This window comes from Kribbella sp. VKM Ac-2566, assembly GCF_004366005.1.
In the GTDB taxonomy this organism is placed as follows: domain Bacteria; phylum Actinomycetota; class Actinomycetes; order Propionibacteriales; family Kribbellaceae; genus Kribbella; species Kribbella pratensis.
The window spans coordinates 1,664,501-1,679,692 of record NZ_SODT01000008.1; the positions used below are offsets into that span (position 1 = coordinate 1,664,501).

At 68.8% G+C, this 15,192-nt stretch carries 13 protein-coding genes; 4 read left to right on the plus strand and 9 right to left on the minus strand.

Translation table 11 applies throughout. The annotated features are described in order from the left end of the window. Positions 1-21: 21 nt before the first annotated feature. Positions 22-306, plus strand: a complete 285-nt coding sequence (locus tag EV647_RS10930; RefSeq protein ID WP_134001539.1) for a hypothetical protein — start codon at positions 22-24, stop codon at positions 304-306. A 914-nt stretch (positions 307-1,220) separates the two neighbouring features. Here the strand turns inward: EV647_RS10930 and iolC are convergent. From iolC to EV647_RS10945, 3 genes are read right to left on the minus strand one after another with little or no spacing between them, the layout of a single operon-like run. After that, on the minus strand, positions 1,221-2,162 hold the full coding sequence (gene iolC, locus EV647_RS10935; RefSeq protein WP_134001541.1) for a 5-dehydro-2-deoxygluconokinase: 942 nt from the start codon (positions 2,160-2,162) through the stop codon (positions 1,221-1,223). A gap of 34 nt (positions 2,163-2,196) precedes the next feature. Beyond that, the gene (locus EV647_RS10940; protein ID WP_202876093.1) at positions 2,197-3,081 is read right to left on the minus strand and encodes a sugar phosphate isomerase/epimerase; all 885 of its coding nucleotides are present in this window, start codon (positions 3,079-3,081) and stop codon (positions 2,197-2,199) included. A 14-nt stretch (positions 3,082-3,095) separates the two neighbouring features. Next, complete coding sequence (locus EV647_RS10945; protein WP_134001543.1) at positions 3,096-4,082, minus strand: Gfo/Idh/MocA family oxidoreductase; 987 nt, start codon at positions 4,080-4,082, stop codon at positions 3,096-3,098. Positions 4,083-4,221: 139 nt separating this feature from the next. Between EV647_RS10945 and EV647_RS10950 the strand changes: the two genes are divergently transcribed. After that, positions 4,222-4,959 carry a GntR family transcriptional regulator gene (locus tag EV647_RS10950; protein WP_134001545.1) on the plus strand — a complete coding sequence of 246 codons (738 nt, stop codon included), beginning with the start codon at positions 4,222-4,224 and terminating at the stop codon, positions 4,957-4,959. Between the two features lie 8 nt (positions 4,960-4,967). Here EV647_RS10950 and EV647_RS10955 read toward each other — a convergent pair whose 3' ends face one another. The 5 genes from EV647_RS10955 to EV647_RS10975 all read right to left on the minus strand — a co-directional run bounded on the left by EV647_RS10955 (position 4,968) and on the right by EV647_RS10975 (position 12,795). Next, positions 4,968-9,830, minus strand: coding sequence for an NAD-glutamate dehydrogenase (locus tag EV647_RS10955; RefSeq protein ID WP_134001547.1), 4,863 nt, complete (start codon positions 9,828-9,830; stop codon positions 4,968-4,970). Between the two features lie 115 nt (positions 9,831-9,945). Further along, positions 9,946-10,143, minus strand: a complete 198-nt coding sequence (locus tag EV647_RS10960; RefSeq protein ID WP_133789839.1) for a ferredoxin — start codon at positions 10,141-10,143, stop codon at positions 9,946-9,948. Further along, the gene (locus EV647_RS10965; RefSeq protein ID WP_134001549.1) at positions 10,140-11,339 is read right to left on the minus strand and encodes an NADH-ubiquinone oxidoreductase-F iron-sulfur binding region domain-containing protein; all 1,200 of its coding nucleotides are present in this window, start codon (positions 11,337-11,339) and stop codon (positions 10,140-10,142) included. The genes EV647_RS10960 and EV647_RS10965 overlap by 4 nt, the downstream gene beginning before the upstream one ends. Next, entirely contained in the window at positions 11,336-11,887 is a 552-nt protein-coding gene (locus tag EV647_RS10970) for a hypothetical protein (protein WP_134001551.1), read from the minus strand. The genes EV647_RS10965 and EV647_RS10970 overlap by 4 nt, the downstream gene beginning before the upstream one ends. Continuing rightward, positions 11,887-12,795 (minus strand): FAD:protein FMN transferase, encoded by a 909-nt coding sequence (locus EV647_RS10975; RefSeq protein WP_134001553.1) that lies wholly within the window; start codon positions 12,793-12,795, stop codon positions 11,887-11,889. Before EV647_RS10975 ends, EV647_RS10970 begins: the two co-directional genes overlap by 1 nt. A gap of 6 nt (positions 12,796-12,801) precedes the next feature. On the opposite strand from EV647_RS10975, the gene EV647_RS10980 reads away from it, so the two are divergent. Further along, entirely contained in the window at positions 12,802-13,110 is a 309-nt protein-coding gene (locus tag EV647_RS10980) for a hypothetical protein (protein ID WP_166680274.1), read from the plus strand. An 84-nt stretch (positions 13,111-13,194) separates the two neighbouring features. Here EV647_RS10980 and EV647_RS10985 read toward each other — a convergent pair whose 3' ends face one another. Then, positions 13,195-13,689, minus strand: a complete 495-nt coding sequence (locus EV647_RS10985; protein ID WP_202876094.1) for a MarR family winged helix-turn-helix transcriptional regulator — start codon at positions 13,687-13,689, stop codon at positions 13,195-13,197. Positions 13,690-13,772: 83 nt separating this feature from the next. On the opposite strand from EV647_RS10985, the gene EV647_RS10990 reads away from it, so the two are divergent. Beyond that, the gene (locus EV647_RS10990; protein WP_134001559.1) at positions 13,773-14,744 is read left to right on the plus strand and encodes an NmrA/HSCARG family protein; all 972 of its coding nucleotides are present in this window, start codon (positions 13,773-13,775) and stop codon (positions 14,742-14,744) included. Positions 14,745-15,192 lie beyond the last annotated feature (448 nt).

Consider the following 15,192-nt stretch of genomic DNA (forward strand, 5'->3'; position numbering starts at 1 on the left):
CGGGGAGCCCGCGCCGGTGGTTTGATCCTCAACCGAAGCTTCCCGGTCAACCACACCAACCTGCCCGGCAACTTCCTCCGCGTCCTCACCACCGCGCGCCAGGTCGGCAGTGCCGGAAGCATCAGCCCGCTCGGTTGGATCGGTCAGGGCTTCCGGGACGCTTGGCTGGTCTTCGCGCAGCTGGCCAGTGGCTTCCTCCCGACCTGGAGCACCCGCTTCATAGGCCGGCTCGGATACACCGGGTTCGAACGCAACGGTCGGCTCGTCAGCAGACTGGTCCGGCAGTGTGGTGTTCGCGCTGGCTGATGGTGGGGTTGCGTGTGGTTGAGCTGCGGCGGTGGGTGCCTGCTCGGTTGAGGTCGGCGTACCGGAGGATTCGGCCTCGGCGAGGAGCGATTCTCTGTCTGCGTCCGCGGGCCCGTTGGTCTGCCGGTCCGCCGGAGGTGCAGGCAAAGTCGCTCGTTGCTCTCCACGGACCGTTTGACCGCTCACCTGGTGCCCCGGTGAAGCCTCCACGCTGCCCAGCCGCTGCTCACGCCAAGCCGGCCCACTCACTGCCTGCCCACCCGGCGCCTGCCCACCCGGCGCCTGCCCACCTGGTGCCTGCCCAACCGCTGCCTGCCCACCTGGTGCCTGCCCAACCGCTGCCTGCCCACCTGGTGCCTGCTCAACCGCTGCCTGCCCAACCGGCGCCTGCTCGACGGGTGCCTGCTCGACGGGTGATGCCTGTTGGGGTGTGGGGTGGTCGGGGGCGAGGTTCAGGTTTCCGATGACGGTTGTTTGGCCGTCGGGGGTTGCGGGAGTCGTCTCCTGGGATGCGTCCATCATCACCGTCAGGTCGTCGGCGCCGGGTGCGTCGGGGCGACGTGCGACAACCGTCGGATCGTTCAGACCTGCGGTCGGAGCGTCCGGATCGACGTACGGTCGCGCACCCGCGACGGGTTCCGCCGGAACGCGCGGTTGGGGCGGGGTAGCGCGGTTGGTGGTGACGGTTGTGTCGTTGGCGCCGGGTGTGAGGACGGTGGGGTCGTTGGACCAGTCGGCCTGGTCTGCGGCGGCGTCCTGGCGCGCGTCGCGGACCGCGCGGTCATCGGGGCGACGTGCGATGACTGTTGGGTCGTTGGGACCTGGGGTCAGGGTGGTGGGGTCCGGGTCTTCGTGGGGGCGGTGGATGGGGATGGGGCGGGCGTTTTCGGAGTACTGGTCTTCGTCGTGGGGGGTCATGCTTCGGCTCCCAGGTGGGAGAGGACTTCTTCGGTCGTGGGCATCGCGGTGGAGCATTCGAGGCGGGAGGCGACGATCGCGCCGGCGGTGTTGGCGAACCGGATGATCTTCTCCAGCGGCCAGCCGGCCAGGAGCCCGTGGCAGAGCGCTCCGCCGAAGCCGTCGCCGGCGCCGAGGCCGTTGACCACCTCGACCGGGTACGGCGGGACCTCGACGCGTTCGTCGCGGGTCCGGGCGAGCGTGCCGCGGGGGCCCTGCTTGACCACAGCCAGGTCGAGGCCGCGGTCGAGGAGGGCCTGCGCGGCCTTATCCGGATCGGTCTCGCCGACGGCCACCTCGCACTCCTCACGGTTGCCGACAGCAACCGTGCAGTACTCGAGCGCGCGCGACACCTGCGAGTGCGCCTCACTGGGATCGGCCCAGAACATCGGCCGGTAGTCCAGGTCGAGCACCGTGATCGGACGCCGACCGCGAGCTTCCCAGGCAGCGAAGTGCGCGGACCGCGACGGTTCGGCGGACAGCCCGGTCACCGTGGACCAGTAGATGCGCGCGTCGCGGATCGCCTCCAGGTCGAGCTCCGACGGGTTGATGACCAGGTCGGGCGCCGTCGGGAAGCGGTAGAAGTACAGCGGGAAGCTGTCCGGCGGGAAGATCTCGCAGAACGTGATCGGCGTCGGCAGGCCGTCGACTCCGGAGACGAACCGGTCGTCGACCCCGAGTTCGCCGAGCGTGCGGTGGATGAACACACCGAACGGGTCGTTCCCCGTCCGGCTGATCACCGCCGACTTGCGCCCGTGCCGCGCCGCCGCCACCGCCACGTTCGTCGCGCTCCCACCGAGGAACTTGCCGAACGAGGTGACATCTTCCAGATGCGTCCCGGTCTGCAGCGGGTACAGGTCGACCCCGATGCGCCCGATCGTCAGTACGTCGTCCACCATCAGACCATCCCATTCCCACGGGTCCCGGGGGCGGTCATTCGAGCCCCGCCGCGATCGACTGCAGGTGCGCGATGCTCGCCCGTACGTCGGCCACGGGCCCGTCGTCCACCGGGCGCGCGCGCAGGATCGTGTCCTGTTCGAGGACGTACCACCCGTCGTACCCGGACTTCTCGAGCGTGCTGACGATCGTGGTGATGTCGATGTCGCCGGCACCCAACGGGCGGTACATCCCGGAGCGTACGGCGTCGGTGTACCCGACCTCGCCGGACTGCACCCGCGCGGCCCACGCGGCGTCGACGTCCTTCAGGTGGGTGTGGCGGATCCGAGCCGTGTGCTCGACCGCCAGCGCCACGGGGTCGACCCCGCCGATCAGCAGGTGGCCGGTGTCGAGCGTGAGGCCGATCGACGACCCGTCGAGTACCTGCGAGACGTCGGCAGCGTTCTCGACCATCGTGCCGACATGCGGATGGACGGTCGCCAGCACGCCCCGGGAGGCCGCCAGCTCGGACAGCTTGTCCAGGTTGGCGAGCAAGGTGCTCCAACCAGCGGAGTCCAGCGCCGGGCGGTCGTCGTACCCGTCCTGGCCGGTGGCTGCGGCGAGGACCAGGGTCCCGGCGCCGGCCGCGACGAAGCCCTCGAGCGCGGCGGCAACCTCCGGCGCGGGATCGTGTGACGGGTCGTGCAGGACGACCGGTACGAATCCGCCGACGGCCCGAAGACCTACGTCTGCCAGGATTTTGGCCTTGTCCGCGGGGTCGTCGGGCAGGAACCCCTCCGGGCCGAACTCGGTCGCCGCGAGCCCGACCGCGCGCATCTCGGCGAGCACCGTCGCGGCGTCGTACTGCCAGCCCCAGCCCGGCACCTCGCACACGCCCCACGAGATGGGAGCACCGGCGATACGCGTAGCAATCTCTGTCATATGAGCGGCTCTCCTCAGAGCGTGACGATGCGGTTCTCGTGGCGGGACAGTTCGCAGGCGTCGGCGATCCGGAACGCCGCGAGCGCGTCCCGGACCGTGCACGGCACCTCGCGGGTCCCGGCGACGACCTCGGTGAAAGCGGTCAGTTCAGCGACGTACGCGGGCTGGAAGCGGTCCATGAACGTCATGTGCGGCGGGCCCTCCGGGAAGCTGACGCCCGGCTCGGCCGACCGCAGTGCGGTGTGCGAGTCGAGGCCGACCGCGATCGAGCCGAGGCTGCCGTGCAATTCCATCCGTACGTCGTGCCCGGCGCCGTTGTACCGCGTCCCGCTGACTGCGACGAAGGTGCTGTCGTCCAACGTCAGCAACGCGGCGGCCGAATCCACGTCGCCGGACTCGGCGAAGAACGTCTCGCCGCGGTTCGCGCCCGTGGCGTAGACGCTGACGACCTCGCGTCCGGTGACGTAGCGGATGATGTCGAAGTCGTGCACGGTGCAGTCGCGGAAGAAGCCGCCGCTCTGCGGGATGTACTCGCGGTGCGGCGGGAAAGCGTCGTTGGTGTTCGCCCGGATGTGGTGCACGAACCCGAGCTCGCCCGACTCCACGGCCGCCCGCGCCGCCTGGTACCCGGCGTCGAACCGGCGCTGGAAACCGATGTGTACCGGGACGCTCGCCGCCTCCACCAACGCCAGTACCCGCTCGGTCTCGGCCAGGTCGAGCGCGACCGGCTTCTCACAGAACGTCGGTACACCGGCTGCGATCCCTGCCTCGATCAACGAGGCGTGCGCGGATGTCGCCGCCGCGATGACGAAACCGTCCAGGCCGGACGCGAGCAGTGCCGGTACGTCGGGGACCGACGAGACGCCCAGCTCCTTCGCGACCGCCTGGGCCCGGGCGGGGTCCGCGTCGGCGACGACCACCTGATCCACCGCCGGCAACTCCTTCAGCGTCGCGGCGTGGAACGCCCCGATCCGCCCGACCCCGACCAACCCGATCCGCATCCGCGCGCCCCTCTCGTGAACGGCGCGCCACAACCCCTGTGGCGCGCTGGTTGCCGTCAGCTTTCCGGGCCGGTGCCAGGGGTGTCAATACTTTGTTAACACATTCTCACGTACGCACATGACCAGGTAGCATCCGCCTATGAATGCGTTGCCGATCCAGCTCGATCGGAGCAGCCCGGTGCCGCTGTACCACCAGCTGGCCGAGCAACTCACTGCCGCCATCACGGACGGCCGGCTGCGTCCGGGCGACCCGTTCGAGAACGAGATCGGCATGTCCGACCGGCTGAACCTGTCCCGCCCGACGGTCCGGCGGGCGATCTCCGAGCTGGTCAACCAGGGCCTGCTGGTCCGCCGCCGCGGCATCGGCACCACGGTCGCGAACCAGATGGTGCACCGCAAGGCCGAGCTGACCAGCCTGTACGACGACCTCGCCCGCGAGGGCCGGACGCCGCGGACCGAGGTGCTCGCGCTGGACTGCGCGGCGCAGGACGACCGCGCGGCCGCCGTACTCGAGGTCCCGCCCGGCACCCCGCTGGTCGGGATCGTCCGGCTCCGGTACGCCGACGACCTGCCGCTCGCGATCATGCGCAACTGGCTGCCGCCGGCCCTCAACGACCTGACCTTGGACGAGCTCACGACCGACGGGCTGTATGCCGTCCTGCGGGCCCGCGGTATCCGGCCGACGGTCGCGCGGCAGCGGATCGGCGCCCGCAACGCGACCGCCGAGGAACGCCGTACCTTGCACATGTCGAAGGCGGAGCCGCTCATCACCATGACCCGCTCCGCCTACGCCGCCGACGGCTCCCCCGTCGAGTACGGAAATCACTGCTACCGCGCCGACCAGTACTCCGTCGATGTAGTCGTCTCCGAACGCTGAGACGCGAACTAGGCCTGGTTGGCGATCAACGTCCGGACCAGGCGGAGGCCTACGGACAGGTGGGCCAGTTCAGGGCCTTCGGTTTCGACGATCTCCTCCAGCATGGTGGCGGCTCGGGCCAGCGCCGTCGCGTTCTGGTCCTGCCAGGTGGCGACGCGCTCCTCGGGGTCGGCCGCCGGATCGGTGGTGGCGAGAACCTGACGGGTGAGGCGGGCGTGCACGGCGTGCAGGTCGTCGCGCAGGGCGGCGCGGGCCATGGTCTGCCAGCGGTCGGTGCGCGGCAGGCCGATGATCCGCTCCAGGAAGCGGCCCAGCTGCAGCCGCTCGCCGAGGGCGAAGTGGACCTTGGCGACCTCGAAGATGTCGATGTCCTCGCGCGACGCGGTCTCCACGATCCCGAGCCCGCCGTACGCCGGCGGCAGCACCGCGATCCGGGTCGCGAAGTCCTCCGAGACTCCCTTCCGCACCAGCGCTTCCCGGCGCTGCTCGAACAGCGCCAGCTCGCGACCGCGCAGTACGTCGGGCAACGCCGCCGTCAGCTTCGCGATCCCCGGTCCGAAGAACTCGATGAGTTCCTCGATGTCGACCGGAGGCCGCCGGGTGCTGACGAGCCAGCGCGTCGCGCGCTCGACCAGCGTCCGCGTTTCGAGCCGCATGTGCGTCTGCGTCTCGGCGTCGACCACGTTGTCGAGCTCGGCGTTGCTCGACAGCAGTTCGGGCTGCGCGAAGATCCGCGAGGCGGCCAGGTTCGCCCGGACCACGTCCTCGACGGTCCCGCCGGTCTCCAGCGAGAGCCGGTGGTACGCCGTGATGCCCGACGTGTTGATGAACTCGTTGACCACCTGTGTCGTGATGATCTCGCGGCGCAGCTGGTGACTCTGGATCTGGTCGGTGAACCGCTCCTGGATCGCCTTCGGGAAGTAGCTGGCGAGCTTGTGCGCCAGGTACGGGTCGTCCGGCAGCGACGTCTTCAGCAGCTCGGCGTCGAGGACGATCTTGGTGTACGCGATCAGCACCGACAGCTCAGGCGACGTCAGCCCACGCCCCTCGGCCTTGCGCTTCTTGAACTCGGTGATGCTCGGCAGGAACTCCAGCTGCCGGTCCAGCAGCGCTTCCTTCTCGAGCCGCCGGACCCAGTCCTGGTGGACGTGCATCAGCGCCGGCGCCTGCGCGGCCGCGTTCGCCAGCGCGATGTTCTGCCGGTAGTTGCTCTTCAGCACCAGCGCCCCGACCTCGTCGGTCATCGACGCGATGATGTCGTTGCGCTGCTTCTCGGTCAGGTCACCGTCCGCGACCACCGTGTCCAGCAGGATCTTGATGTTCACCTCGTGGTCGGAGGTGTCCACACCGGCCACGTTGTCGATGAAGTCGGTGTTGATCCGGCCGCCGGCCGCGGCGTACTCGATCCGGCCGAGCTGGGTGAAGCCGAGGTTGCCGCCCTCGCCGACCGCGCGGGCGCGCAGCTCGGACCCGTTGATCCGGATCGTGTCGTTCGCCTTGTCGCCGACGTCCGCGTTCGACTCGGCGGACGATTTCACGTAGGTGCCGATGCCGCCGTTCCAGAACAGGTCGACCGGCGCCTTCAGGATCGCGTTCATCAGCTCGCCCGGCGTCAGCGTCGCCGGACTGCCTTCGAGACCGAGGGCCTCGCGGACCTCGGCGGAGATCGGGATCGCCTTGTCGGTCCGCGGGAACACGCCGCCGCCGGCGGAGATCAGGGACCTGTCGTAGTCCGCCCACGACGACCGCGGCAGCTCGAACAGCCGCCGCCGTTCCGCGAACGACGAGGCCGCGTCGGGCGTCGGGTCGAGGAAGATGTGCCGGTGGTCGAACGCGGCGACCAGCCGGATGTGCTCGGACAGCAGCATCCCGTTGCCGAACACGTCACCGGACATGTCGCCGACGCCGACGACCGTGAAGTCCTCGCTCTGGCAGTCGTGCCCCATCTCGCGGAAGTGCCGCTTGACCGACTCCCACGCGCCGCGGGCGGTGATGCCCATCGCCTTGTGGTCGTACCCGACCGAGCCGCCGGACGCGAACGCGTCGCCGAGCCAGAACCCGTACTCCTTGGCGACACCGTTCGCGATGTCCGAGAACGTCGCCGTACCCTTGTCCGCGGCAACGACCAGGTAGGCGTCGTCACCGTCGTACCGGACCACGTCGCGCGGCGGAACGATGTCCCCGGCAACGATGTTGTCGGTGATGTCGAGCAGCCCGGAGATGAAGGTCTTGTACGACGCGATGCCTTCGGCCAGCCAGGCGTCCCGATCCGCGGCCGGGTCGGGCAGCTGCTTGGCGTAGAACCCGCCCTTCGCGCCGACCGGCACGATCACCGAGTTCTTCACCATCTGCGCCTTCACCAGGCCGAGCACCTCGGTGCGGAAGTCCTCCCGCCGGTCCGACCAGCGCAGACCGCCGCGCGCGACCGCGCCGAACCGCAGGTGCACACCTTCGACCCGCGGCGAGTACACGAAGATCTCGTACTTCGGCCGCGGCTGCGGCAGGTCCGGGATCGCCTTCGGCTCCAGCTTCAGCGAGATGTACGACCGCGGCTTCCCGTCGGCGCCCGGCTGGAAGTAGTTCGTCCGCAGCGTCGCCTTCATGACGGTCAGGTACGAGCGCAGGATGCGGTCCTCGTCCAGGCTCTGCACCGTGTCCAGCGCGGCCAGGATCTCCTTCTCCAGCTGGTCCGTGCGCATCGTCCGGTCCGGGTCGTCGGCCGGTCCGCGCGCAGGGTCGAAGCTGGTCTCGAACAGCTGCACCAGCAGGTTCGCGACGTCCACGTGGTTCAGGAAGGTGTTCTCGATGTAGTCCTGGCTGAACGGCGTACCGCCCTGGCGGATGTAGCGCTGGTACGCGCGCAGAATCGATACCTGCCGCCAGCTGAGGCTGCCGCGCAGCACCAGCGCGTTGAGCTTGTCCGACTCGGCCCGACCCTCCCAGACCGCCTGGAACGTGTCGGAGAACAGGGTGCGCAGTTCCTCGCGCTCCTCGGTGTCCTCCGGTGCCCGTAGGCCGAAGTCGTAGATGTAGGCCATCGTGCCGTCGTCGCAACGGATCTCGTACGGGCGCTCGTCGACGACCTCGACGCCCATCGCGCTCAGGTGCGGGAGCACCTGCGACAGCGACAGCGACGACCCGGTGCGGTACACCTTGAAGCGCCGTTCGCCCTCCCACTCCTCGTCGAGCGGGGTGTAGAGCGACATGGCCAGCCCGTTGTCGGACGACAGCCCTTCGAGGACGTGTACGTCGTTGACCGCGACGCGCGCGTCGAAGTCCTCCTTGTACGCCTCCGGGAACGCGTTGGCGTACCGGCGCGACAGCTTGGTGACCGCGCCGTCGCCGCCCTTCGCGTGCAGCGCGGCGTTGAAGTCGTCCTGCCAGGCTCTGGTCGCCTCGATCACCTGCTGCTCGAGCAGCTCGGAGTCGTACTCGCCGACCGTCCGGCCCTGCTTCATCCGCACCACGAAGTGCACGCGGGCCAGCACGGACTCGGTGACGTACGCGGCGTACGTGACGGTCTCGGCGCCGATCGCGTCCTTCAGGATCTGCTGCATCTTCAGCCGGACCGCGGTGGTGTAGCGGTCACGTGGCAGGTACACCAGGCAGGACAGGTACCGGTTGTAGACGTCACGCCGTACGAAAAGCTTGACCGCACGCCGCTCCTGCAGGTGCAGCACTGACTGCACGATCGGCAGCAGGTCCTCCACAGGTGCCTGCAGCAGCTCGTCGCGCGGGTAGGTCTCCAGCACGTCGAGCAGGCCCTTGCCGCTGTGGCTGTTCGGGTCGAAGCCGGTCAGACGGAACAGCTCCAGCGCCTTGCGGCGCAGCACCGGCACCTGCATGACGCTCTCGGTGTACGCCGTCGACGACAGCAGACCGATGAACCGGCACTCGCTTACCGGGTTACCGCTCTCGTCGAACTGCTTGATACCGACGTAGTCCAGGAAGGTCGATCTGTGCACCGTCGAGCGGGAGTTCGCCTTGGTGAGGATCAGCAGCTTCCGCTCCTGCGCCTTGGCGCTCACCTCCGGCGGCAGCTTGCCGGAACCCGGCTTCGGATCCGGCCGGAGGATGCCCAGGCCGGTGCCTGCGCGGCCGCGCAGGATGCCCTGCTCGCCCTCCATGGTGAAGTCGTACTCGCGGTAGCCCAGGAAGGTGAAGTGCTCGTCGGCCAGCCACTCCAGCAGCTCGCGGGCCTCCTCCACCTCGCTCTCGGAGACCGGCAACTCGGCGGCGTTCAGGCCGGCGGCGATGGTAACGGCCTTCTCGTGCATCTTCGGCCAGTCCTCGACCGCCTCGCGGACGTCGTTCAGCACCTTCTGCAGGTCCTGCTCGAGCGCGCGGTGCTCGGCGACGTCCGCGATCCGCTCGATCTCCAGGTGCATCCAGCTCTCGCGGACCAGGTCGTGCCCGTCCGCGCTCGCGCTGTCGTCGAGGACCTCCCGCAAGGTGCCGGCGACATCGCGCCGCACCACGAACGTCGGGTGGACCAGCAACTGGAGCTCGAGGTTGCGTTCGGTGATCGCCATCGAGGCGCTGTCCACCAGGAACGGCATGTCGTCGCTGACGATCTCGACCACGGTCCGCCCGCTCGCGGACCAGCCGTGGTCCTCGATCGTCGGCGTGAAGACGTGCACCTTCGCCGTCCCCTGCGGGCGGGACATCGCGGACTTGTAGTGGTGCCGCGCGGCGCCCAGGCAGTCGTTCGGCTGGCGCTCGGCGACGTCCTCGGCGGCGACGTGCCGGTAGTACTGCTCGAGGAACGTCTTCAGCTTGCCCGGGTCGGCCGACTTGTCGTGACCGTGTGTTCCCGCGGCCACCGCCTTGGCGAGCACATCCGCCTTCTGGACGTCCAGCTTGCTCTGCATTCCCCACCGTCTCCACACGTGACTTCGGCGTCGCTCGCGCCGGACCGCACCACGTTGTGCGGTCACTCAGAGATTAGTCCACCTTTGTCACTGGTGTGGTGTTGGGACGGGCCTGTCATCGACTGGTGAGGCGTAGTGCGAGGGCCGGGCAGGCGAGGATTGCGCGGCGCGCGTCCGGGAGCTCACCGGTGGTGATTTCGCGGCCGCGGAGGACGGGGAATCCCCACTCGTCGAGGACGATGTCATCAGGCATCAGACCTGCGCAAAGGCCGTGCCCGTCGCACCTGGTCCAGTCGATCTCCACCTTGTTCATCGGGTACCTCCAGGGGCGGGCAGAACTCCGAGAACCGGCCGGCCGCAGCCCTGACCGGACAGGTGACGCCGTACGTCGTCGTCGAACACTTCGAGCGCCGATGTGAGGAACCTCGCAGCCCCGTCCGGGTGCGCGCAGGCGCCCCTGCCCGGAATCAGACCGAGGTGCCGCTGGGCGTCGTACCAGCCCTGCCGGTCGCCGATGGTCAGCCGGGCGAAGTCGTCGACGAGCGCCGCGAGGCCGAAGACGCAGGGGCCGCACTGGCCGGCCGACTGACTCCTCAGCCACTCAGCGACCCTGGTGACCTCACCGAGCGGACAGGTGGCGGAGCCGAGCGCCAGGATGATGCCTGCGGAGACCTCTGGTCGCTGCAGCGTCACGCCGTCGGTCCGCGGCAGCCAGCGGCCGTGGTACCCACCCAGCAGGACAGGTCCCGGTTCTGCGCCGGCGTACTGCAGGACGGTGTCCAGCGGGACACCCGTCGGTGTCTCGATCACACCGGGTCGTTGGACTGCCCCGTCGATCGTCAGCAGCTGCGTACCCGGCTCGCTGATCAGACCGGTGCTGCTGAACCCGCGGGACCCGAGCCGCGCGAGTACGGCGAGCTGCGCGAACGTCTCCACGTTCGACAGGAACGTCGGCCGCCTGTGGATCCCCGACCGTGTCGGGAGCACCCGTCGACCTGGTGGGACTGCGGCGCGCCCTTCGAGCGCGCTCAGCAGTGCGCGGGCCTCACCTGCGACGAACCGCCCCGGGGTGTCACGCACCTCGATCGCCAGGTGGTCGTCACGCTCCATCAGTGCCTCTCTGAGGGACGTGGCCGCGGCAGCGTCGTGTACGCCGATCAGCACGTGCGGCGCGCGCAGTGCATGCGCGAGACCGACTGCGCCGTCCAGAACGAGATGTGGCGATCGGGTGAGCAGCAGACGGTCCTTCCGGCTCACGGGCTCGCTCTCCGAGCCGTTGACCACCACAGCCTCCACACCGCGAGCTGGGAGGTCCTGCAGCTTCAGTGCGACCGGAAACGCCGCACCACCACGCCCCCTGAGTCCTACGGCTTCGCAGAGCTGCACGTAGTCCTCACGGGTCAGCTGGGGTAGCGGACCGTACGTCAACAGATGGTGGCGGAGGTCCTGGTCGAGTCCCGCCAGCAGTCTGGCCTCACCGATGGCTCTGGTGTCATCCACTGTGATCATTGGGCTCTCCAGGCACGGGTGGGTTTAGGGGCCGGGTTGAGCCGGTACGCCCCGGCAGTGGCCACAGCGGCCAGGCAGCCGAGCGTGATGCCGAGCATCCACGGCGTACTGCGGTCGGTACCTGCCAGCAATGCGTGGCCAATGGACAGCAGCCAGCCCACCGACGCAGCGATGTGCAGCTTGCGCCAGTGCCTCGTGAACGTTGCAGACGCGGCCAACCGACCACGGGCTGCTCCGACGAGGGACGCCAGTACCAGGCTGTAGAGGGCGAGCGCACCGACAACCATGGCGAACGGCCGGTAGCCGGCACCGAACGGCCACACCAGAACGGTCGGACTGATATCCACGTAGCTGTCGGCGATCACGGCAACCACATGTGTCGCCAGCAGGACCAGCCCGGTGACAGCTGCCGAGCGGTGCACGTACTGGAGCCAGAACCTCCGCTCCGGTCGACGTACGCCGGGCATGACCATCCCGAGTACGGCGGACAGCGTGAACATGATCATCGTGACCACGCCGGCCGCACGGGCCAGGTACCACAGGGTCATCAGGCGGCCCTGCTCGCAGCCGGCCACCCACACAGCTCGGTGATCTCACCGTCATCGGCAACCAGCCGCGCCGGGTGACCCGAGAGCTTCAGCCGCCCGACAGCTGCCTCGCCAGTCGCGATGAGCGCAGTGCTGAAGGTGTTCGCCCGTACGGCGGTCGGCGCCCAGACGGAAGCAGTCCGGTACAGACCCTCCGCGGGACGGCCGGTGCGCGGGTCGATGACGTGGTGCCCGTAGCCGGTCGGTGTCTGCCAGCGCCGTACGGTCCGGGTCGACGTGGTCAGTCCGCCGTGGGCGAGTGTCACGAGGACACCCTCATCACCAGCGCGCTCAGCGACCGTGATGACCCACGGCTTCGTCGGCGTACCCGCTGCGCGCAGGTCTCCGCCGATCTCGACGAGGACCGCGCAGCCGTAGCGCTTGCTGATCACGTTGGCCGCCCGGTCCGCGGTCCAGGCCTTGGCAGTGGCGCCAAGGTCGAGCGAGCAGTCCTTCGGTACCCCTAGCAGCGCTAGCTTCCGGTTGAGACGCACCTCCTGCCAGCCGGCGACCTGCGTCGGGTCGTCGGGTGCCTTGGGGAAGCGCCGCCGTACCGCTTCGATGTCGGTGTCGTACCCGGCCGCGATCACCGCCGGGCCGACGGTCGGGTCGACCGCACCGCCGCTCATCTGGGCCGCGACCAGGCTGACGTCGACCAGGTCGACGAGCAGACGCGACACCGGTACGAGCGCACCGGCCCTCGTGTTGACGATCGACAGCTCGGAGTCCGGGCGGAACCGGCTCGCGGCCTTGTCGACGCGGTCCATCAGTGCCTTGAGCTCACCGCACGCCGCCCCGAGTACGGCGGGATCGTCGACAGTCAAACGGACCGTGCAACTCCACGCGTTCCACGTGCGGGAGGCGGTCATGACCCGTTGCTCCCGCCCTGCGAGGTCGAGCCGGAGTTCGTGGACCCGAGTCCGCTCGAGCTGCCGCTGTCGCCGGACCCTGAGCTCGAGCCGGAACCGCTGCCCGAACTGCTGCCCGAGCTGCTGTCGTCGTCCGAACTGCTGGACGTCGCCGTCGTACCGGCGCTGCTGCCGGAGTGCTTCGCCGACACGACCGCGACCGAGATCCCGGTCGCGCCGACGCCGAGGACGGCGGTGGCTATCGCGGCCGCGGACGCGCTATGCAGCCAGCGCCGGCGGTTGGGGTGGGATTCGTCTGTGGTGACCATGCCGTAAGCCTCGTGCGAGGCCCGTCAGCCGCACTCCAAGAGAAGATCAAGCCACCGTCAAGTTCTGCTGAAAGCTCTCTGAGAACAGCTCTCAGGAGCGGACCTCCAGCGGGCAGTCGGTCTCGCAGTGCTTGCCGATCGTGCCGACGATCTCGTCGGCGACCTCACCGAGAACAGCGAGGCGGTCGGGGCCGAACACATCGACGAAGAACTCCCGCACCCGTGCGGCCTGTGCCGGCGCGCACTCCTTGATCGCCGCCAGACCTTCCTCGGTGATGGCGATCTCCGGATACCGCGATTCGCAGGCCTCCTTGCGGATCAGCCCGCGTTTCTCCATCCGGGTCAAGTGGTGCGACAACCGGCTCTTCTCCCACTGCGTCGCGCGACTGAGCTCGAAGGCGCGCATCCGGCCGGATTCCGACTCGGACAGGTTCACCAGGATCTCGAAGTCCGACTTGGACAGGCCGAAATCCCGCTGGAGGTGCCGCTCCAGGTGCGTCTCCAGCGTGCGGTTCATCAGCAAGTAGCTGCGCCACGCCTTCTGCTCGTCGTCGTCAAGCCACGGTTCCTTGCTCACGAGAACCATCCTACCCGCTTGGGTTGACACATCAACCAATCGCGCTACGATCGGTCGAGTTGACACATCAACCTACTCTTGGAGTGAACGCTATGAGCAAGCTGATCGCCGTCGTCGGAGCGACCGGAGCACAGGGCGGCGCGCTGGTCCGCGCGATCGTGACGGATCCGTCCGGCGAGTTCGCCGTCCGCGCACTGACCCGGAACCCGGACTCCGCCGCCGCGAAGAACCTCGCCGCCGCGGGCGCCGAGGTGGTCGCCGCCGATCTCGACGACGAGGCGAGCATCCGGGCCGCTTTCGACGGCGCGTACGGCGCTTTCGTGGTGACGAACTACTGGGCGCCGCTGACCCCGGACGAGGAGGCGGCGCGGACCCGCGCCGAGATGGAGCTCGCCCAGGCCGAGACCGCCGCGCGGGCCGCCCGCGACGCCGGCGTACAGCACCTGGTCTGGTCGACGCTCGAGGACACCCGCCTGTTCTTCGGTGCACGCGACGACGTACCGAGCCTGGACGACGGTCGCTACAAGGTCCCGCACTTCGACGCGAAGGGCGAGGCCGACGACCTGTTCACGAAGTACGGCGTACCGACGACGTTCCTGCGGACCACGTTCTACTTCGACGCGTTCATCACCACCATGCGGCCGACCCGCAACGCCGACGGCACACTGACCATCACGCTCCCGATGGGCGAGAAGCGGCTGTCCGGCATCGCCTCCGAGGACATCGGCCGCAGCGCGCTGGCGATCCTCAAGCGCCCCGACCTCATCGGCCGGACCGTCAGCGTCGCCGGCGACCACCTCACCGGCGACCAGTACGCCGCCGCCCTCACCGAAGCCCTCGGCGAAAAGGTCACCTACAACTCCCCGACCCTCGACGAGTACCGCCAATACCCCTTCCCCATGGCCGTCGAAATGGCCAACATGTTCCAGTTCTACGCCGAGAACCACGAAGACTTCACCGGCAACCGCAACCTGGCGAAGGTCCGCGAGCTCAACCCGGCCCTAGAATCGTTCGAAACCTGGCTTGACCTGCACAAAGACGACCTACGGGCCGCCACTAAGTGACCCATCGTGTTGGGCGGCTCTGCCCCTGAGCTGCCCGCATCAATGAGCAACAATTCGCGCTTTTGACCGCCGATTGCCAAGGTCTCACGGAACAGCGACGGAACAGAACCCTCCTGCAGAACCCGCTGCCCGAGCCGGGCAAACCGCAGTCCGGTCCTCCCGCCGGTACGTCGACCACCCCCGTCCAGCACACCGTCCGCGGACAGCGGGGCGGACGCACAGATCGGAGGCTGACGCCCCTTATGGATCACAGCGACGGCGCATCAACGAGGAGTTGATGCGGCACATGGAGCGTCGCGCCCGGATGCTGGAGGCCGAGGCAGCCGTAGGGCGCACCGAGTTCCAGCGGCGTCACGACTCCTAAGCGGTATGGAGTGACGTACGGAGTCTGCGCTCCGGTGGTGGCCAGTTCCCGGGCGGGGTGAATTGTGAAGCCAGTCGGTGGACC